Origin of the sequence: Streptomyces sp. NPDC001351, from assembly GCF_042896045.1 — a bacterium.
Lineage (GTDB): Bacteria > Actinomycetota > Actinomycetes > Streptomycetales > Streptomycetaceae > Streptomyces.
In genome coordinates, this window is record NZ_JBIAWS010000005.1 from 361,339 (window position 1) to 380,222 (window position 18,884).

14 protein-coding genes are annotated in these 18,884 nt (G+C 71.2%); 6 read left to right on the forward strand and 8 right to left on the reverse strand.

Going from position 1 to position 18,884, the window contains the following annotated elements; translation table 11 throughout:
• Positions 1-19: 19 nt before the first annotated feature.
• From ACFY1U_RS20460 to ACFY1U_RS20470, 3 genes are read right to left on the reverse strand one after another with little or no spacing between them, the layout of a single operon-like run.
• The gene (locus ACFY1U_RS20460) at positions 20-826 is read right to left on the reverse strand and encodes an acetoacetate decarboxylase family protein (protein WP_390695527.1); all 807 of its coding nucleotides are present in this window, start codon (positions 824-826) and stop codon (positions 20-22) included.
• Between the two features lie 2 nt (positions 827-828).
• Complete coding sequence (locus ACFY1U_RS20465) at positions 829-2,049, reverse strand: NAD(P)/FAD-dependent oxidoreductase (RefSeq protein ID WP_390695528.1); 1,221 nt, start codon at positions 2,047-2,049, stop codon at positions 829-831.
• Positions 2,050-2,051: 2 nt separating this feature from the next.
• Positions 2,052-2,240 carry a ferredoxin gene (locus tag ACFY1U_RS20470; RefSeq protein ID WP_123963264.1) on the reverse strand — a complete coding sequence of 63 codons (189 nt, stop codon included), beginning with the start codon at positions 2,238-2,240 and terminating at the stop codon, positions 2,052-2,054.
• 168 nt (positions 2,241-2,408) lie between these two features.
• Between ACFY1U_RS20470 and ACFY1U_RS20475 the strand changes: the two genes are divergently transcribed.
• Positions 2,409-3,764, forward strand: a complete 1,356-nt coding sequence (locus tag ACFY1U_RS20475; protein ID WP_390695529.1) for a glutamine synthetase family protein — start codon at positions 2,409-2,411, stop codon at positions 3,762-3,764.
• Positions 3,765-3,780: 16 nt separating this feature from the next.
• On the forward strand, positions 3,781-5,064 hold the full coding sequence (locus ACFY1U_RS20480; protein WP_390695530.1) for a cytochrome P450: 1,284 nt from the start codon (positions 3,781-3,783) through the stop codon (positions 5,062-5,064).
• 4 nt (positions 5,065-5,068) lie between these two features.
• Here the strand turns inward: ACFY1U_RS20480 and ACFY1U_RS20485 are convergent, their stop codons facing one another.
• The 3 genes from ACFY1U_RS20485 to ACFY1U_RS20495 form a co-directional block, all read right to left on the reverse strand.
• Positions 5,069-7,240, reverse strand: coding sequence for a GH92 family glycosyl hydrolase (locus tag ACFY1U_RS20485; protein ID WP_390695531.1), 2,172 nt, complete (start codon positions 7,238-7,240; stop codon positions 5,069-5,071).
• A gap of 161 nt (positions 7,241-7,401) precedes the next feature.
• A complete protein-coding gene (locus ACFY1U_RS20490) occupies positions 7,402-8,850 on the reverse strand; it encodes an arabinose isomerase (protein ID WP_390695532.1) in 1,449 nt (482 codons plus the stop codon).
• 57 nt (positions 8,851-8,907) lie between these two features.
• Entirely contained in the window at positions 8,908-10,206 is a 1,299-nt protein-coding gene (locus tag ACFY1U_RS20495) for an MFS transporter (protein ID WP_390695533.1), read from the reverse strand.
• Between the two features lie 249 nt (positions 10,207-10,455).
• On the opposite strand from ACFY1U_RS20495, the gene ACFY1U_RS20500 reads away from it, so the two are divergent.
• Positions 10,456-14,418 carry a glycosyl hydrolase gene (locus ACFY1U_RS20500; protein ID WP_390695534.1) on the forward strand — a complete coding sequence of 1,321 codons (3,963 nt, stop codon included), beginning with the start codon at positions 10,456-10,458 and terminating at the stop codon, positions 14,416-14,418.
• On the opposite strand, the gene ACFY1U_RS20505 is transcribed toward ACFY1U_RS20500, so the two are convergent.
• Both ACFY1U_RS20505 and ACFY1U_RS20510 read right to left on the reverse strand, forming a co-directional pair.
• A complete protein-coding gene (locus tag ACFY1U_RS20505) occupies positions 14,401-15,420 on the reverse strand; it encodes a LacI family DNA-binding transcriptional regulator (RefSeq protein ID WP_390695535.1) in 1,020 nt (339 codons plus the stop codon). The two genes, ACFY1U_RS20500 and ACFY1U_RS20505, sit on opposite strands and share 18 nt — an antisense overlap.
• A 117-nt stretch (positions 15,421-15,537) precedes the next feature.
• Positions 15,538-15,879, reverse strand: a complete 342-nt coding sequence (locus ACFY1U_RS20510; RefSeq protein ID WP_390695536.1) for a cupin domain-containing protein — start codon at positions 15,877-15,879, stop codon at positions 15,538-15,540.
• Positions 15,880-16,050: 171 nt separating this feature from the next.
• On the opposite strand from ACFY1U_RS20510, the gene ACFY1U_RS20515 reads away from it, so the two are divergent.
• The 3 genes from ACFY1U_RS20515 to ACFY1U_RS20525 all read left to right on the forward strand — a co-directional run bounded on the left by ACFY1U_RS20515 (position 16,051) and on the right by ACFY1U_RS20525 (position 18,843).
• The gene (locus ACFY1U_RS20515) at positions 16,051-17,529 is read left to right on the forward strand and encodes a glutamate--cysteine ligase (RefSeq protein ID WP_390695537.1); all 1,479 of its coding nucleotides are present in this window, start codon (positions 16,051-16,053) and stop codon (positions 17,527-17,529) included.
• Between the two features lie 125 nt (positions 17,530-17,654).
• Complete coding sequence (locus tag ACFY1U_RS20520; RefSeq protein WP_390695538.1) at positions 17,655-17,780, forward strand: hypothetical protein; 126 nt, start codon at positions 17,655-17,657, stop codon at positions 17,778-17,780.
• Between the two features lie 103 nt (positions 17,781-17,883).
• Positions 17,884-18,843 (forward strand): LysR family transcriptional regulator, encoded by a 960-nt coding sequence (locus ACFY1U_RS20525; protein ID WP_390695539.1) that lies wholly within the window; start codon positions 17,884-17,886, stop codon positions 18,841-18,843.
• Positions 18,844-18,884: the final 41 nt, after the last annotated feature.

Here is an 18,884-nt window from a genome sequence, read left to right on the forward strand (position 1 = left end):
CCCTTGATGCGTAAGGTGGTCACTCGGCTCCGGACGTACCGGACTCCAGCAGTCGCCCGCCGTCCCAGACGACGCCGACCTGGCGGTAGTAGGCGGCGATCGGCTCGCGGATTTCCAGGCGGGCCAGCTCCTCGGTGGGCGCCTCGAACAGCTCGAGATCGGCGTCCCCGACCCACGGCTGCCCGGCCTCGAAGGCCGCGGCCCCCGTCTCGATCAGCTCGTCCAGCGCCAGGCCCTTGCCCTTCTCGACGGACGGCAGCCAGCGGTGGTGCGCCATGGGGTGGCCGTTGACGAACCCGTTCGTGTCCGACGGCTCCCGCAGCGTCACCACGGCCTGGGCCAGCCTCCGGTCGGCCGCGGCAAGGGTCGCCCCGAACCGTGCGCCCGCCTCGATCCGTGGTGCGGGGCCGTACGGATGCGGGCGGGTCTGGTGGATCGAGCCGAGCTTCTTGGGGTAGCCCTGGTGCAGGCCGCGGGCGATCGCGAAGTCCTTGTCGACCCAGATGTACACACAGCGCGAGTACGTCTGGCCCCGGTACTGGCAGCGGACGACCGCGAAGGCCTCCTTGTACTGCGACAGCACCGGGTCGAGCAGCTCCGCGCCCGAGGCCGAGCAGGACTGCCAGTCGGCCCAGATCAACGCGACCGCACCCGGGTCCTCGTCGGCCAACTCCAGCGGCTCGGGCAGCAGTTCGCGGACGCGTGCGGGATCGGTGCGGTACTCGACGGTGAGCAGGTCACCGGAGTAGCGCCAGGGCGGGGAGGGGATCAGCGACGAGGTGCCCGTCGCCGTCTTGGGGTGGAGGTATCCACGCACGGTGGTCATGGTCAGGAGCTCCCTTGGGCGCTGAGGGCGGGCTGCTTGAGCAGTTCGGCGCGGTGGCGGGCGGCGGCGGACCCGGCGGCGGGGCCGCCGAGCGCCACGACACCGACCAGCCGGCCGTCGTGGTGGTAGCCGACCAGGACGTCCTCGGCCGGATCGCCGTCGAGGACCCGCACGTCGCCGACGCCGAGCGCGGGCGCGCCGAAGGACTGCAGCCGGAAGTCGTGCTGGTCGCTCCAGAACGTGGGCAGCGGAGCGAAGGGCGCGGGCTCGGTGTCGGCGCCGGTGAGATGGGCCACCAGCACCTTCGCCGCGTGCTTGGCCGTGTCGGTGGGGATGCACCAGTGCTCGACCCGGCGCGGTACGCCGTCGTAGCGGGCGTTGGGGAAACGTGCCACGTCGCCCACGGCGACCACCTCCGGACGGCCGCCGACCCGCAGGTGCTCGTCGGTGAGCACCCCGTCGGTCAGGTCGAGGCCGTTGCCGTCCAGCCATTCGGTGTTGGCGAGCGAACCCACCGACTCCACCACCACGTCGGCGGGCAGCACGGTTCCGTCGGCGAGCACCACGCCCGTGACCCGGTCCTCGCCCTCGAATCCGGCGACTCCTGTGCCGAGCGCGAAGCGCACCCCGCGCTGTTCGTGCCGCTCCAGCAGCGCCCGGCCGAGCAACTCGCCCAGCGGGCCGACCATGGGCAGAGGCAGCGGATCGACGACCTTCACCTCGCGGACTCCGAGTCCCACGGCGGTGGCGGCCACCTCGCAGCCGATGAACCCCGCGCCGACCACGACCAACCGGGCGCCGGGGCGGGTCAGTTCGTCCCGCAGCCCCTGGGCGTCGGTCAGCGTGCGGACCGTGTGGCGGCCGGCGAGCGGGCCGGGGCAGCGCAGTCGGCGGGGCCGCATGCCGGTGGCGACGACGAGCCCGTCGTAGGAGAGCGTCGAACCGTCGTCGAGCTCCACGACGCGTTCGGAGAGCCGGGAGGCGACGACCTTCGTGCCGAGGCGCCATTCCGCGTCGGCGACGCTCGCGCGGGGGCGGAAGGCGAGCGATGCGAAGGGTGCCTTCCCGGCCAGTACTTCCTTGGAGAGCGGCGGCCGGTTGTAGGGCATGTGCGGTTCGTCGCCGACGAGCGTGATCGTCCCGGTCCAGCCGGCTGCGCGCAGCTGTTCGGCGGCGCGCAGACCGGCCATGGAAGCGCCGGCCACGATGATGCGTGCGCTCATGCTCAGGCCTCGATCCGGATGGCCTGCAGCGGGCAGACGTCGGCGGCTTCCTCGACCTCGTCGCGCAGCGCGTCGTCGGGGTCGCTGACGTAGCCCAGCCGCCCGTTCTCGTCGAGCTGGAAGACGTCGGGGGCCGCGAAGACGCACTGGCCGTGGTCCTGGCACTTGTTCATGTCGACGACGACCTTCATGGCGGACCCTCCTGGATCTCGTTTGGCTTCAAACAACATAGGAAGCGCACGACCCCTGGTCAATACCTGTCCAGGTGGATAATTTTTTGAGGCCACCCCCTTGCGGGTGGTGGGAGCCGTTCTTATCGTTTGGCATCAAACAACATGCCGGCCGCCGAGGAGACAACGGTGAACGCATCCGAAACACCGGACGTCCGTCAGTACCAGGAGCGGCTTGCCGCCGAGGGCATCGACGTGGTCCGGGTGACCTATCCCGATCTCATCGGCACCGAACGGGCCCGCGACGTCCTGCTCGACCAGCTGCCGACCGCCTGCGAGCACGGGCTCGCCTTCTGCCGGGCCGTCTACCACACCTCACCCCAGGGGGACGTGGTCCCCGTGACCGGCGGCCTGGACGCCGGGCTTCCCGACATCACCGTGCGCCCGGACCTCGCCACCCTGGTCGCGCTGCCCTGGGAGCCCGGGGTCGCCGCCTGCCTGGGGGACGCCATCGACCCGGCGACCGGGGCACCCGCCCCCGAGTCCCCCCGTGACCTGCTGCGCTCGGTCCTCACCCGGTGCGCCGAGCAGGGTCTGCGCCCCGTGGCCGGACCCGAACTCGAGTACTTCCTGTGCGACGCGGACCCGGGATCCCCCAGCGGCTGGAAGCGTTACTCCGCAGCCACCGGAGCCGTCTACACGGCAGGCCTGCGCGCCGACCCCGACAACCATCTGCTGCGCACCCTGCGCCGGCTGCGCGACCTGCGCATCGGCGTCACCAACGGCAACCACGAATTCGACGGCGGACAGTTCGAGATCAACCTCACCCACTCCGAGGCCCTGTCGGCCGCCGACCGCGCCTTCCGCTTCAAGGCCGCCGTCAAGGAACTCGCCCGCAAGGAGGGCCGGCTCGCCACCTTCATGGCCAAGCCCTTCAACGACGCCGGCGGCTCCGGCTTCCACCTCCACCTGTCCTGCGAGGACGACCGCGGCCGCAACGCCTTCGACGACCCGGCGGGCGCCCACGGCCTCTCGGCCACCGCCCGCCATGCCCTCGCCGGCATCCTCGCCCACGCCCCGGCCCTCGCCGCCCTGGCGAACCCGACCGTCAACTCGTACAAACGCTTCGGCCCGGACACCCTCGCGCCCTGGCTGATCGACTGGGGCCTCGACAACCGCAGCGCCATGGTCCGCATCCCGCCCGAGCGCGGCCCCGGCGCCCGCCTGGAGCTGCGGCTCGGCGACGCGAGCGCCAACCCCTACCTGCTGCTGGCCGGCACGATCGCCGCCGCACTGCTCGGCGTCCGGGCGGCGGAGGAGCCGCCCGCCCCGCTGGAGGGCTACGGCTACGACACCGCACGCGCGTCCGTGCTGCCGACGAGTCTGTCCGCCGCCCTCGACGCGCTGGAGGCGGACACCGCCCTGGCCGAGGTGCTCGGCAAGGACTTCACCACCTCATACCTCAGCTACAAGCGCAACGAGGTCGAACGCTTCGGACGGCACGTCACCGACTGGGAGTTCACCGAGTACGCCTACCACCTGTGACGTTTGGGAGCCACCGATGACCGAGACCCTGACCACCGCCGTGGGCGAACCGATGCAGCTCGCGGACGTCGACCTCGCCGACCTCGACAACTTCACCGACGGGGTGACGCCCTGGCGGATGTTCCACACCCTGCGCCACCAGGACCCGGTGCACTGGCAGCCGGAGGAGGCGCCCAACTCCGGTTTCTGGGCGGTGACCCGGCACGCGGACATCGCCCGCGTCGACCGCGACGCCGAGACCTTCACCTCGACCAGGTTCGTCAACCTGGAGGAGGTCGACGACGACCAGATCAAGAAGCGCGCCTCCATCCTCGAAATGGACGGCGTACGGCACCGCGCGCTGCGCAGTGTGATCCAGCGGCAGTTCGGCGCGAGCGTGATCAACGGCTACACCGACTTCCTGCGCGGCCTGACCGCCACCACGCTGGACGCGGCCCTGGCGAAGGGCAGCTTCGACTTCGTCGCCGACGTCTCCGCCGACTTCCCCATCAACGTCCTCGCCCGCCTCCTCGACGTGCCGCCGGAGGACAACCAGAAGCTCATCGACTGGGGCAACCGGATCATCGGCAACACCGACCCCGACTACGCGGACGTGCTGCTGCACAGCGCGGAGAGCGAGAAGTACCGCGACCTGCCCTTCCGCTCACCCGCCTCGCTGGAGGTCTTCGACTACGGCCGTGAGCTGGCCCGGCAGCGGCGCGGCGGCGACGGCACCGACCTCGTCTCACGCCTCGTCAACACCACACCCCGTGACGGGATCCCGCTCTCCGCGCAGGACTTCGACAACTACTTCCTGCTGCTGGTGGTGGCCGGAAACGAGACCACCCGGCACACCATCACCCACTCGATGCTGGCCCTGCTGCAGCACCCGGAGCAGCTCGCCCGCCTGCAGCAGGACCCGTCCCTGATCCCGGTCGCCGTCGAGGAGTTCCTGCGCTGGGCGTCCCCCGTCTACCACTTCCGCCGCACCGCGACCAGGGATGTGGAGCTGGGCGGCAAGCAGGTCAGGGAGGGGGACAAGGTCGTCATGTGGTTCGCCTCCGGCAACCGTGACGAGGAGGTCTTCGGCAACCCGTACGACTTCGACGTCACCCGGCAGCACAACGACCACGTCACCTTCGGCAAGGGCAGCCCCCACCTGTGCCTGGGCAACCTGCTGGCCCGCACCGAGATCCGCATCATGTTCGAGGAGCTGATCCCCCGGCTTGCGGACATCCGCCTGACCGGTGACGTGCCGCGCGTACGGTCCAACTTCGTCAACGGCATCAAGAAGCTGCCCGTCGAGGTGACCCTGGCCTGAGAGATCAGGACGTCATCCCGTAGTGGAGCACACCGCCCGAGGTCAGCACCCCTTCCGGAAGGAAGGGGCCGTTGACGGGGAGCCCGTTCAGCCTCAGGGACCGTACGTGGGTGTTCGTGGCCGAAGCGTCCGGGGCGAGGAGGGACAGGGTGACCCCGTTGCCGCGGCGCACCGTGGCGGCCGGGAACAGCGGCCCCGCCAGGGCGAGTTGGGCGCTTCCCGGCACCTGGGGGTACATGCCCAGGCACGCCCAGACCGCCCACGACGACATCTCGCCCAGGTCGTCGTTGCCGACGAGACCGTCGGGCCGGTCGGTGAAGAGCGTGGTGAGGGCCCGCCGCACGATGTCCTCCGTGCGGTCGGGGCGGCCCGCGTAGTCGTACGCCCAGGGGATGTTGAAGGACGGCTCGTTGCCGAGATAGGCGAACGGCTTGTCCGCGCCCGCGTTGAGCTGGGTGAAGAAGGTGTCGAGACGGGCGGTGGCCGCGGCGGTGCCGCCCATGGCGGTGAACAGACCGGGCAGGTCGTGCGGCACCAGCCAGGTGTACTGCGCGGCGTTGCCCTCGACGTACTCCCCGTGCTGGGTGGGGGAGAAGGACGGCCAGCTTCCGTCGGCGTTGCGGGGCTGGATGTAGCCGCTCACCGGGTTGAACAGATTGCGCCAGTTGCCGGCGGCGCGGGTGAGGGCCTCCTGGGTCTTCGTGTCGCCGAGGCGTCCGGCCAGGTGGGCCAGCGCGGCGTCGGCGATGGCGTACTCCAGCGTGGTGGCCGCGCTGCCCCAGACGCCCTTGGTGCCGGCCGGGATGTAGCCCAGCGTGTCGTACTGCTGGTGCCCCGGCCGCTGCCGGTCGTCCTGCCGGCCCGCCACGGCCGCGCGCAGCAGCCCCCTGGCGTCGAAGTCGGTGCCGCCGAAGGCGTGGATGGAGGCGGCCATGGCCGGCAGCGGGTCGCCGACCATGACGCGGGTGCCGCCGTTGGCCACCGTCCAGCGGTCGAAATACCCTGCCTGGCGGCCTTGGTTGAGGATCGACTGGGCGACGTCGGACGCCTCGTGCGGCGCGATCAGGGCGAGCAGCTGGCCCTGGGAGCGGTAGACGTCCCAGCCGGAGAAGTCCGCGTACTGCACATGCCCCGGCCGGGTGCGGTGGACTTTGCCGTCCATGCCCCGGTAGCGGCCGTCGGTGTCGCTGAACGCGCTGGGGTGCAGCAGCGCGTGATACAGCGCGGTGTAGAACACCCGGCGCTGGGTCTCGGTGCCGCCGCGCACGGCGATCCTGCCCAGCCACTCGTTCCAGCGGTCACGCGCGGCCCTGTGCAGCTGGTCGTAGGAGCGCTTGCCCTGCTCCACGGTGACATTGCGGCGGGCGGCGGCGACGTCCACGAAGGACACACCGACCCGCGCGGTCACCGTGCGGGTCCCGGGCGCGAAGGAGACGTACGCCCCGGAGGTCTTCCCGTCCAGGGGTTCGGTGTGCGCGAAGGGGCGGTCGAAGACGACGTGGAAGTAGAGCCGGTAGCGGTTGGAGGAGTGGCAGAAGCCACCGCTGTCGGTGTAGCCGGACAGGGTGCGCGCCCCGATGCTGATCTTCCCGGTGGCCTTGTTGAAGGCCCGCCCCGCGTCCACCGTCAGTCCGGCGGGCCGCTCGTCGTGGGCCGGGTAGGTGAACCGGGCGATGCCGGAGCGCTGGGTGACGGAGATCTGCGTACGGATGCCGTTGTCGAACCGGACCCCGTAACTGCCCGGCGAAGCCTCCTCGTTGGCGTGGGAGAAGGTGGCGTGGCGCGCCGCGGGGTCCGGGTCCGGGCGGCCGGTGAGCGGCATGAACGGCACGTTGCCGTAGTCGCTGCAGCCCGCGCCGGAGATGTGGGTGAGGCTGAAACCGCGGATCCGGTTGTCCTTGTACGCGTACCCGCCGTGCTGGCGGGTGACCGTGTCGGGGCTCCACTGGATCCCGCCCAACGCCGCCGTGGCGCCGGGGAAGGTGTTCCCGGCGCCTCCGCCGTGGCCGAAGTCGGTGCCTCCCGGAGCGGTGCCGACGAAGGGGTTCACGTAGCCGGCGGGGTCGTCCGTGGCGCGTGCGGGCTCGGCCGTGGCCGGGGCGGCGGACGCCGCCGGGAGCGGCGAGGCCAGCAGCACGGCCGAGGTCAGGGCAGCCGCGACAGGGTGCAGGCGCAAGAAGCTCTCCTCGAGACGGTGGGACGTCGCGGTGGCGTACGACGACGGACCCACCTTCCCGGCCTAACGGCGTGGTTGCGCGACGCCTTGCCGGGGAACGCGCGCGGATCAGGCTCACGGCGCAATGCACCGGAGTGAACAGGGGCGCACGGAAGGGGAGCTCACACCTCCCGGTGGTCGATGTCCAGCAGGCTCGCCGCGGCCCGGAAGTCGGCGCCGTGGCTGCCGACGGCGAGGGACCAGTGGTGGCCGACGCCCGTCGCGCTCCAGGCGTCGACCCATTCGCCGGGGTCACGGCCGAAGTCGACACGGCTGGTGGTGTTGCCGATCTCCAGCAGCGGTCCGGGCACGACGGTGCCCTCGGACGTGATGAACGACAGGCCGCCGTCGGCATCCTGACCGAGGCCGAGGAGGGTGACCGGGCCGTGCCGGACGTCGAACTCCACGCTGACGCCCCAGCCGCGCTTTCCGTGGTAGACGCCGAGACCGCGCAGCAGTGGGTCACGGGCGCTGACGGCGAGGTGGGCGGGCCCGTCGTGACCCATCTCCACCACGCCGTCCTCGAAGTCGAGGGCCTGGATCTCGGTGAAGGAGCCCCCGGCGCCGATGCTCTGCGAGACCAACTGGGCGACGCTGGTGCGCAGTTCGTACTCGCCGGCCGCGGGCACACCCCGGGCGGTGAGCAGGGAGGCGCCCAGGATCATGCCAGCGCCGAGCCGTTCGTGCAGCTCGCCGTCGAGGCCGCGGTGGTAGTAGGCGAGCGTGTCGAGGCCGAAGTCCTCGACCAGCCGGTCCAGGGCGACGGACACCTTGGCGCCCCACGCGAAGTCCTCGTCCGCCACGCTGTCGTCGAGGGTGAAGACCCGGCGGGCCAGCGCCATGCGGTCGCGGGTCTCCGCCTCCGTCACCCGCTCCACCTGGTGCCGCAGGTCGTCGAACTCCAGTACCTCCACGTGCGAGCCGAACGTCGCAGGCAGCAGGGTCAGATCGGTCGACACGTCCAGCATGCCGGGATACAGATGCCCCATCAGGCCGTGCCGGGCGTGCCGCAACGCCGCGCGGACCTGGGCCGCACGGATCCACTGCTCGATGCGCCGCCAGGCTGACTCCTGGCGCAGCCAGCCCGACACCGACCGGAAGGGGATGCCGGCCCGGCGGAAGACATTGCCGACCTCGGGCACCGAGCACTGCGCGCAGTACGCCAGCCAGGCGCCCGTGTCGAAGGTGGCGTGGTCCATCCGCTCGGACGGCTGCAGGTCGACGACCAGCACGGGGGTGTGCGAGCGCCGGGCGATCGGCAGCACCATCGACGAGGTCAGATACGTCGTCAGGAACAGCACGATCAGGTCGCAGTCGGCCCGCCGCAGCTCCTCGGCGGCGACCGCGCCCTCCTCGGCGTCGGAGATGAAGCCGACGTCCGTGACCTCCGCGTCCAGCTGCCCGAGCCGCTCGGCCATGTACGCGGCCGACTCCTTCAACTGCGGCAGCAGACCGGGAAACTGGGGCCAGTAGGTGCCGAGCCCGCCCGAGACCAGGCCGATACGGGTACGGCGCCGGTGCACGGGCGGCAGCAACTCCTGCAGGGACACGGAGTGTTCGGCGGTTGCCATGGCTTGGGACAGCTCCTTCGCGGGTCCACAGTCGGATTGAGGGGGCCTGGGCGGCTCCTACGCCCGGGCCACTCCCAGGTCCGCCGGAGCGGCAGCGGCGCCGGGAGAGCGCCGGATGAGGACACGGATGATGTACACGCCGGCCACCGCCGACAACGCCATGCACAGGGTGATCGACCAGAGCAGCACGGAGGCGCTGTACTCCATCAGGGCGGGCGTGACGAACGCGATGCCCGCGAAGACCCCGCGCGCCAGGGCGTAGGTGAGGCCCTGGGTGGTGCCGCGGGTGTCCGGGGGCAGGGTGAGCTGCGACCACACCTTGTAGTTGGCCTCCCCCGCGAAGGGATAGGAGATCTGGTAGAGCACGAAGAAGATCAGCATCCCGAGCAGGGCGCCGGCGGTGAGGGAGGCGATGCAGAAGGCGATGATCTGCACGATGGTGAACACGTAGAACAGCCGGTCGCGCAGGGGAGTGTCGGCGATCCGCACGAACACGAAGGTCAGCACCAGCGCGACGGGGAGGAAGGCGAGGTTGATCCCGGTGGCCAGGCTCTGCGAGGCACCGCTGACGGTGACCAGCAGATAGGTGCCGAACTGGCCGAAGGTGTTGGCGCCGATGCCCCAGGTGACGTAGTAGGCGAAGGTCGCGACCATCGGCAGCAGCGCGGCACGGTTCAGGAGGTTCTTGAGGTCGATGCCGCGCGGCGCCTCCAGCGCGGCCGCCTCCTCCGCCAGCTCCGTGTCCGAGGGCTCGTCGGCCAGGTCGAGCCGGGAGCGCAGCTGCCAGGTGACCAGCGCGGCGACGGCCAGATGGCCGGTGATGATCCGCGCCCCGGTCATGCCCGTGTGCGACAGCAGGTAGCTCAGGAAGATGACGACGACGATGCCCGCCGTCCACATGACCTGGGTGAAGGACACCAGACGCGCCCGGCCGTCGGCGGGCGCCGCGTCCGAGACCACGGCCAGGGAGGTCGGCAGGTCGGCACCGGCCGCGAGCCCCGCCACGAGCACGCCGATGAAGAGCACGATGTCGTTCGGCGCGAGCGTGATGACGACCGCGCCCAGCGCGAAGCAGAAGATGTCCCAGTTGTAGACACGGCGGCGCCCGAACATGTCGGCGAGCCGCCCGCCGACCAGGGAGCCGACCGCGATGCAGCCGGTGACGATCGCGCTGATCGCGCCCGCCATCCACACGCCCATGTCGTAACTGTCGCGGTAGATGGCCAGGTTGACGGCGATGCTGACGATGAGAGCGGCGTCGAGGTAGGAGGCCATGCCCGACAGGGCCGCCACCTTCCACAACCGCCAGGGGATGGGTTGTTCCGAGCGTTCGGGAGCGGTCGGGGTTCGGACCATGATGCGACTCCGTCGTCTGGGGATGGGCCGAGCGGAGAGAGGGAAGGCGCGGCTCTGAAGGCCGAGTGCAGTGAATATAGGGTCGGAAAAACGTTCCAACAACCCCTCATGCGCCATTTGCAGGAAGACGCGTCGGCATGCTTCCCGCCCTCGGGATCCGGTGCGAACATTCCAGGTTGTCGGCGGCCAGAGCCATGTAAAACGTTTTGATCCCTGAGGTGCCCAGCCGTACTCGGAAGGACCGTGTCCGTGATCTCCTCCGCGCTGCAGCAGCTGTTCGACGACCCGCCCAGGGACTTCGGCCCCACCCCCCTGTGGTGGTGGTCGGGTGCGAAAGTCACCCGCGAGCGCCTCGCCTGGCAGATGCGCAGGTTCGCCGAGGGCGGCGTCCACAACCTCGTGGTGATCAATCTGGCGCCGGCGGGCCCGAGCTTCGGTGCCCGCGCCGACGATCCGCCCTGGTTCGGCGAGGAGTGGTGGGCACGCTTCACCGACGCCTGCGAGTTCGCCCGGGACCTGGGCATGCGCCTGTGGTTCTACGACCAGATCGGGTTCTCCGGCGCCAATGTGCAAGGAGGCGTGACCCGCTCGCATCCCGAGGCGGCCGGCCTCGCCCTGCGCTGCCGCACGGCGACCGTCTCCGACGGCGCCGTCCCGCTGAGGAGTCCGGAGACCCTGGTGGGCGCGTACTCGCCGGAGGGCCGGCGCTTGTCCGCCACCGGCAGGGCGCGGATCGCGGCCGCCGACGGCAGCCAGGTGCAGCTCGTCACCGCCGTCCCCACGGCCTTCGACTACCTGGACCCCGGTGCCGTCCGCCTGCTCCTGGACGCCGTGCACCACGAGTACGACCGCCGTGTCCCCGAGTACCTGGGCAATGTCGTCGCCGGAAGCTTCCAGGACGAGCTGCCCGGCACCAACGCCTGGAGCCGCCGCTTCCCGGAGGAGTTCCTCGCCCGCCGCGGCTACGACCTGCTCGACGAGCTGCCGGCCCTCTTCCACGACACCTCCGACGCCGCTCGGGCCGCGAAGGTCCGCGCCGACTACTACGCGGTCCGCGCCGAACTCACCGAAGAGGCCCTGTTCCAACCCCTCGCCGCCTGGCACGACGAACGCGGCATGCTCCTGGGCTGCGACCAGAGCCACCCCGCCCGCTCCGGCTTCCCGGCCCAGTCCACCCAGATCTACTCGGACTACTTCCGCACCCACCGCTGGTACGGCGCCGCGGGCAGCGACCACCACGGCGACTCCAAGGTCCACTCCTCCATGGCGCATCTCTACGGACACGAGCGGGTGTGGATCGAGGCGTTCCACTCCTCCGGCTGGGGCGGCACCCTCGAGGACACCTACGACTGGCTCCTGCCGTTCCTGCGCAGCGGCGCCAACCTGTACAACCCGCACGCCAGTTACTTCGGCACCGCGGGCGGCTGGTTCGAGTGGGCGCCGCCGTCCACCGACTGGCGCCAGCCCTACTGGCCGCAGTATCCCGCCTTCTCCCGGGCCGTCGCCCGCCTCTGCTCGATCCTGTCCTGGGGCACCTACAGCGCCGACGTCGCGGTCCTGCACCCCACCACCACCATGCAGTCCCTCATCCCGCTGGACGCCCCGGTCCAGCACTTCGGCGACGGCCGCCTCGGCGAGAGCCACGCCGAGGTCGACGAGACCCAGCGCCACTACCTCGACCTGTGCGGCACCAACAACTGGCTGCGGCCCCACATCGGCGCCCTGGACCGGCACGGCGTCTCCTACGACGTCATCGACGACGCCTCGGTGCAGCGGGCCACGCCCGCCGAAGGCGCCCTACGGGTCGGGGACCTGGCCTACACGGCGGTGCTGCTGCCCTCGGCGAGCGTCCTGGAGCAGGACACGGCACGACGGCTGACGGAACTGCTCGACGCCGGCGGACGGGTGGTGGCAGTGGGCCGCCCGCCGGCGGCCGCGGCGGGCCTGGCCGGTGACGACACCGTCGTGGCGGCGCTGTGTGCCCATCCCGGGCTGGAGCGGGCGAGTGACGCCGAGGCAGGCGCCGCGGCCGTGGCGGACCTTGCCGGTTACGCGACCGCCGACGTGCCGCTGCTCGTACGGCGGCACGGAGAGGAAGCGGTCGCGCTGGTGACGGGGGCCTTCCCCGACGCCCGCGCGCATCCGCCCGAGGGCCACCACGACATCGACCCCGCGCGCTACGCCCCCACCAGGTCCCTCACCGTGCGCGCCCCGGTCGCCGCGGCCGAGGTCTGGAACCCGGCGACCGGTGCCCGGCGCCCGGCGCACGTCACCGTCGCCGACGGCGTCTCGACGATCGACGTGCCGCTGGAAGGCGCCCCCGCCGCCCTCGTCGTATGGCGGGAAGGCACCCCGGTGACCCCGAGGCCCGCGCCACCGCCCGAGCCGGCCCGGACCATCGACCTGTCCGGCGGCTGGGCGGGCCGCCTGGCGCCCACCATGGACAACACGTGGGGCGACCTTGCGCTGCCCGCCGGGTCGTCCGTCGGCGAACCGCAGATCTGGACCATGCGGTGGACCGAGAGCGACGCCCCCGACGCACGCTGGGAGCGGACCCGGGCGACGTACGGCAACCGGGTACGCGTGCTGCCCCCGGTGCCCGCCGCGAAGGCCCCCGACCCCCTCGACCGGACGTCCGTCGCACGGGTCCTGGCCGGAGAACAGCCCCTCGTGCCCTGGGACGAGAGCTGGAGCGTGGCGCTGTTCTCGTCGAGCCGGGGGATCCCGGACCCGGACGGGCTGCTGGGCAACAAGGGGCTGGTGTCCGAGGAGTTCGTACGCGTCCCGGTGCCGGGCCCCGGAACCGTCGCCCGGGTCCGGTCGATCCTCGAGACCGACCACCGTGGGCCTGCCGATCTGCACGTCGGCGCGGCAGCGGCCAAGCGGGTGTGGTGGAACGGTGAGCGGCTGCCCACGGGCCGCGGATACCTGGCGTCCGCCCGGGTGGAGGTGGACCGGCCCCGCAATGTGTTGGAGTACGAACTGTCCGACGCCGAGGACCGCCCCTCGATGATCTCGGCCACGGCCCAAGCCCCGTTGGGCAGTTACTTCTGCCTGTCTCTCCCGGACGGGTTCGCGGCCCGTCCGCAGTTCATGTGCCTTCCGGACGGTGCACGGCCGGACGGCGCCGTCACCTACCGGGGCCGACTGTGTCTCTCCGACGGCGGTGCGCGGGCGGTGCTCGTGGTGGGTGCCGCGGCGGGAGTCACCTTGCTGCTCGACGGGGCCGTCGTGGCGCGGCAGGAGAAGGTCGAGTACTACGAGTCCGACTGGGGCGCCGTGCCGATGTTCTTCCGCCACGAACTGACCCTCTCGGCGGGCGATCACGTGCTCGACGTCGTGGCCGACAGCGTCCGCGCCCGGGATGCCGTGTTCGTCGACCTCGTGCCGGAAGGAGGTGTGAGCGCGCTGGTCAGCGGAGGCGGATGGGAGGCCGGGACGGGGCAGTGGCGCGGGCTTACCGTCGAACACGAGGGCAGGTGGGGGGAGTTGCAGCACTGCCATGCCGCCGTACGACCGCATCCGTTGCCGGACACCGAGTGGCTGACCGGCGAACCGGTGCTCGGCACGGCCGTACTGCCAGTGCGGTCCACCGACGAAGTCCGACCCCGTGCACAGCGTTTCCGCTTCACCGTGCCTCCGGGGACCGTGTCGCTCGGGCTGCCGCTGGCGCTGCCCGCACGAGTGAGGGCCGCGGACGGCGCGGAACAGCCACTCGAAGGGCAGGTACTGACCCTGACTCAACCTCTTTCCGAACCAACGGAGTTCGAGGTCATCACCGAACCGACCGCCGTGCTGCGGGGCGGTTCGGCCTGGGGCGGGCCGGTGCGCGTCCGTACCGTGGCGGCGCCGCTGCCGCTCGGGGACTGGCGGTCGCTGGGTCTTGGCGGCTGGAGCGGCGGTGTGACGTACTCGCGTGAGGTGGAGGTGCCCGCCGGGCCGGACCCGGTGCTCGATCTGGGGCGGGTGCGGGGGAGCGTCGCGGTACTGCTCGACGGGGAGCCGGTCGGCGAGGCGTTCTGCGCGCCGTACCGTTTCGAGCTGCGGGGTGCCGCCGGGCGCACCGTACGGATCGACGTGACCGTCCACAACACCCTGGCCCCGTATTTCGCCGAAGCCACCCCCACCGCCTGGGCCTTCCCCTCCCAGTTGACATCGGGGCTGCTGGGGCCGGTGACGCTGCGGATCCCGGAGTCAGCCGCCGGTGAGTGAGCGGGTGGAGTCCCGCAGGACGATGGCCGGCGCGAACACCCTTGTCTCGTGGGCGTGTTCGGCGCGGGCCTCCACCTCGTCGAGGAGCATCTCCACGGCGGCCCGGCCGAGATCCTCGACGGGCTGCCGGACCGTCGTCAGGGTCGTCCCCACGAAGCTCGCGATGTCGAGGTCGCCGTACCCCACCACCTGCACGTCCTCGGGAACCTTCACACCCCGTTCGGCCAGGCCCCGGCAGAGTCCGGCGGCGAGGAAGTCGTTGGTGCAGAACACCCCGTCGGGCAGCTCGTCGAGCCCCTGGGCGATCTCCATGCCGTACGCCACCGTCATCTCCTCGGCGACCACCTGGCCCAGGCGTGCCTCGCGCCGGGTGCGCACGGCCTGCCGGGCGCCCTGGTAGCGGTCGGCGCACTGCCGTATCGACCGTTCGCCGTTCACGACGAGGATGTCGCGCGCCCCGCACTCCAGGAGGTGCTGCACGGCGATGCGGCCGCCGGCGATGTCGTCGACGGAGACGGAGCAGCCGTCCTGCGCGGGCATCGCACGGTCCGCCAGCACCAGGGGAATGCCCCGTTCGCGCAGTCGTGTGAGCCGGCTGGGGTCGGCGCTGAGCGGGACGACCACGGCGCCGACGGCCCGCTGTTCGACGAGCATGGTGAAGTAGCCCTGCTCGCGTTCCGGGGCGTCCCCGCTGTGGCAGAGCACCAGGGAATAAGCGTGGTCGTAGGCGGCGTCGGCGGCGCCCCGTGCGATGCGCGCGTAGAAGGAGTTGGTCACGTCGGGCAGGACCAGGCCGATCGAGGACGTGTGGCCCGTGCGCAGTCCCGCGGCGCCCGGATGGGGTACGTAGTCGAGCGCCGCGACCGCGTCACGGACCCGCTCGGCCGTGGCCGCGTTGACGCGCTCCGGGCGGTTCAGCACGTTCGACACCGTCGACACCGACACTCCGGCGGCGGCTGCGACGTCCTGGATCCGGGCGGGGCGAACCGGGATGGCGTCCACCCCCCTCGCTGTGACAGCCGTGCGACCAGGCACGACGTGGTCCTCATGGGCGACGCAAGTCTACCCCGACGGCGGCTAAAACGTTTTTCAGCCCGGAGGTCCGTCGGCTCGGTGCCCTCATGCCGACCCTCGCCTGACGAGCATCAGCACGCCTTCCGCACTTGTCCACGGCCCGTGCTCCATTCCCGGATGCCGGTACGCGTACATCCCCGCGGTGAACGTCTCGCCGAGGCGCAGGTCGGTCAGCGAGCCTTCGACGAGGTACACCTCCTCGAAGTAGTCGTGCCGGACGCTGCCCTGCGCGCTCGTGTCCGTCCCCGGCTCGTAGCGTTGCAGCACGGTGGCGTCCCCGGTCCGCGGATCCTCGGCCAGCATCTGCTCCCACACGCCGTCGGCTGCCCCGGGCGGTCGCAGCCAGGGCGCCTCGGGACGGTGGAACTCGGACTGCGGTCTGCTCATCGGCGTCGCTCCTCACTGTGTCGACCGAGTTCAGCACAGGTGCCGCGCCATTCACCCTCCGTCGTACCGTCCGGCACTTCTCGTGACCGGCGGGTCGCCGACTGTGCTGGACCCCTTCGAGGTGGGACGCTGGGACGTGAGGTGACCGCCGAGGGGACTCGGGAGGGCCCGATGGGACGTGACGTACCTGCCCTGGTGTTCACGCGGGAGGACCGCCGCCGTTACCGGGACAAGATGCACCTCTGTCTGGACGTGCTGGCGCAGATGCTGCGCGAGTCGGGCTTCGAGAGCGAGCGCCCCCAGGTCGGGCTGGAGATCGAGCTCAACCTCGTGGACGGCGACGGACGGCCCGCGATGCGCAACACCGAGGTGCTGCAGGCGATCGCCGACCCCGCCTGGTCGAGCGAGCTCGGCCGCTTCAACCTGGAGATCAACATCCCGCCCCGGCAGCTGACGGCCGGCGGGCCCGGTGCCTGGGAGCAGGAAATCCGCGACGCCCTCAACCACGCCGAGGAACGCGCCTCCGACGTGGGCGCACACATGATCATGATCGGCATCCTGCCGACGCTGGGGGAGTCGGACGTGGGCGAGTCCGCCCTTTCCGGCGATCCGCGGTACAAGCTGCTCAACGAGCAGATCTTCGCGGCACGCGGCGAGGACCTGCGCATCCGGGTGGACGGCGTGGAGCGCCTGTCGATGTACGCCGACGCCATCACCCCCGAGGCGGCCTGCACCAGCACCCAGTTCCATCTGCAGGTCGCCCCGAAGGAGTTCGCGCCCTACTGGAACGCGGCCCAGGCCATCGCGGGCGTACAAGTCGCTCTGGCCGCGAACTCGCCCTTCCTCTTCGGCCGGGAGCTGTGGCGCGAGACCCGCATTCCCCTGTTCGAGCAGGCAACCGACACCCGCCCGCAGGAGATCAAGGCTCAAGGCGTACGGCCGCGGGTGTGGTTCGGCGAGCGGTGGATCACCAGCGTCTTCGACCTCTTCGAGGAGAACGTCCGCTACTTCCCGGCCCTGCTGCCGCTGTGCGACGAGGAGGACCCGCAGGCGACGCTCGACGGCGGCGGTGTCCCGGAACTGGGCGAACTCACCCTGCACAACGGCACCATCTACCGCTGGAACCGCCCCGTGTACGCCGTCACCGACAGCGGCCCGCACCTGCGCATCGAGAACCGCGTCCTGCCGGCAGGCCCCACCGTGGCCGACATCATCGCCAACGGCGCCCTCTATTACGGCCTCACCCGCGCCCTGGTCGACGAGGACCGGCCGGTGTGGACGCGGATGTCCTTCGCGGTCGCCGAGGAGAACCTGCACGCCGCCGCCCGCGACGGCATCGACGCCCGGCTGTACTGGCCCGGTGCGGGCGAAGTCCCGGTCACGGAACTGGTGTTGCGGCGCCTGCTGCCGCTGGCCCACCGGGGCCTCGAACTGGCCGGCATGGACGCGACCTGGCGCGAACCCCTGCTCGGCATCATCGAGCAGCGCTGCGTCACGGCCCGCAACGGCGCCCTGTGGCAGGCGGAGACGGTCCACCACCTGGAGAAGACCGACACCTGTGACCGCCAGGAGGCGCTGCGCCGGATGACCACCGCATACATGGACTACATGCACCTCAACGTACCCGCGCACACGTGGCCCGTGGACTGACGCGGCGCATGTTGCGCACATTCGGCCGTGACTTCGACCCCATCCGCAAGGTAATCTAAAGGCAAAGATGTAACCGTCGTACGGTAAAGGAGGTACCGGTGTTCGATCTTCGGACAGAGGCTGAGATGAGGCTGCACTCGGAGAAGACGGCCAGGGAACTCGCCCTGAAGAAGCAGCGTGAGGAGACCCTGACGGCTCCTGGTGGCGGCGAAGAGAGTGCGAGCGCCGAAACGCAGCCGCCGCCGACGTAGCGCGCAGGTCGGTTCCTTCAGCCGGAGGGTGGCTGACCTGCGTCTTGTGTGCGGGGCGGCGTGATGGAACGCTTCCTGTCCACGGCGGCAGGGGAGCGTACGGATGGACCTGGAGCTTCGGCATCTGCGCGTCCTGTGTGCGATCGCGGATGCCGGGAGCGTGGGCCGCGCCGCCTCGGACCTCGGCTACTCGCAACCCGCCATGAGCACCCAACTCCGGCGGATCGAGCGCCACTTCGGGCAGCCGCTGTTCGAGCGCGGGGCGACGGGCGTCAGGCCGACACGGTACGGCGTCGAGGTGGTCGCCCAGGCCCGCGACGTCCTGGCCCGCGCCGCGGCGATCGGGTGCCGTCCGGCCGCCGGTGCCACGACCGGTCGTAGGACCCTGCGCGTCGCGGCGACCAACTCGCCGGTGCTGTCCGGCATGGTCTCCCGGGTCCGGGCGCGGTTGCCGGACGTCACGCTCGCTGTCAGCAGCGTGTACTCCTCCTCGCGGATCGTCGAACTCCTGGAGGACGGCGAGGTGGACGCGGCCGTGGCGGCGGACTACCCCGGGATGGAACTGAAGCATGCGGACACGGTGACCCACCGAGGAATCGTCACCGAGCCCACCTTCGTGGCGCTGCCCACCCGCCATCGCCTCGGACACCGCGCCCAGGTCTCGCTCGCCGATCTGGCCGAGGACGCCTGGTTCCTGACACCGGATGACGGAGCGGGCTGGCCGGGCGTCTTCTACACGGCCTGTGCGGCGGCCGGGTTCTCACCGGTCGCCGTACATGAATTCCTCGGTGACCAGCTGCAGTTGCAGAGCATGATCGCCGACGGCCTCGGGGTGTCCGTCGTGCAGGCGACGCTGCGGCCGATCCCGGAGGTGGTGATCAGGCCGCTGATCGGTACACCGCTGTGGTGCCGTTATGTGCTGGCCTGGCGGCGTGAGGCCGTTGCCGAGGACGTGGTGGAGGAGCTGTTCCACTCCGCTGCTTGCGCGTACCGCGAACTCGCCGGGAGGTCACCGCACTTGAGGGCGTGGGCCGCGCGTACTTGGCGGGGGAGCGGAGCGTAGGGGGCGGGCGGACCCCTTGGGCCGTCCGCCGACGACGGGCC

Coding starts and splice junctions, on each gene's coding strand:
- ACFY1U_RS20460 (WP_390695527.1), bottom strand. CDS start 826: ATGACCACCGTGCGTGGATACCTCCACCCCAAGACGGCGACGGGCACC.
- ACFY1U_RS20465 (WP_390695528.1), bottom strand. CDS start 2,049: ATGAGCGCACGCATCATCGTGGCCGGCGCTTCCATGGCCGGTCTGCGC.
- ACFY1U_RS20470 (WP_123963264.1), bottom strand. CDS start 2,240: ATGAAGGTCGTCGTCGACATGAACAAGTGCCAGGACCACGGCCAGTGC.
- ACFY1U_RS20480 (WP_390695530.1), top strand. CDS start 3,781: ATGACCGAGACCCTGACCACCGCCGTGGGCGAACCGATGCAGCTCGCG.
- ACFY1U_RS20490 (WP_390695532.1), bottom strand. CDS start 8,850: ATGGCAACCGCCGAACACTCCGTGTCCCTGCAGGAGTTGCTGCCGCCC.
- ACFY1U_RS20495 (WP_390695533.1), bottom strand. CDS start 10,206: ATGGTCCGAACCCCGACCGCTCCCGAACGCTCGGAACAACCCATCCCC.
- ACFY1U_RS20510 (WP_390695536.1), bottom strand. CDS start 15,879: ATGAGCAGACCGCAGTCCGAGTTCCACCGTCCCGAGGCGCCCTGGCTG.
- ACFY1U_RS20515 (WP_390695537.1), top strand. CDS start 16,051: ATGGGACGTGACGTACCTGCCCTGGTGTTCACGCGGGAGGACCGCCGC.
- ACFY1U_RS20520 (WP_390695538.1), top strand. CDS start 17,655: ATGAGGCTGCACTCGGAGAAGACGGCCAGGGAACTCGCCCTGAAGAAG.
- ACFY1U_RS20525 (WP_390695539.1), top strand. CDS start 17,884: ATGGACCTGGAGCTTCGGCATCTGCGCGTCCTGTGTGCGATCGCGGAT.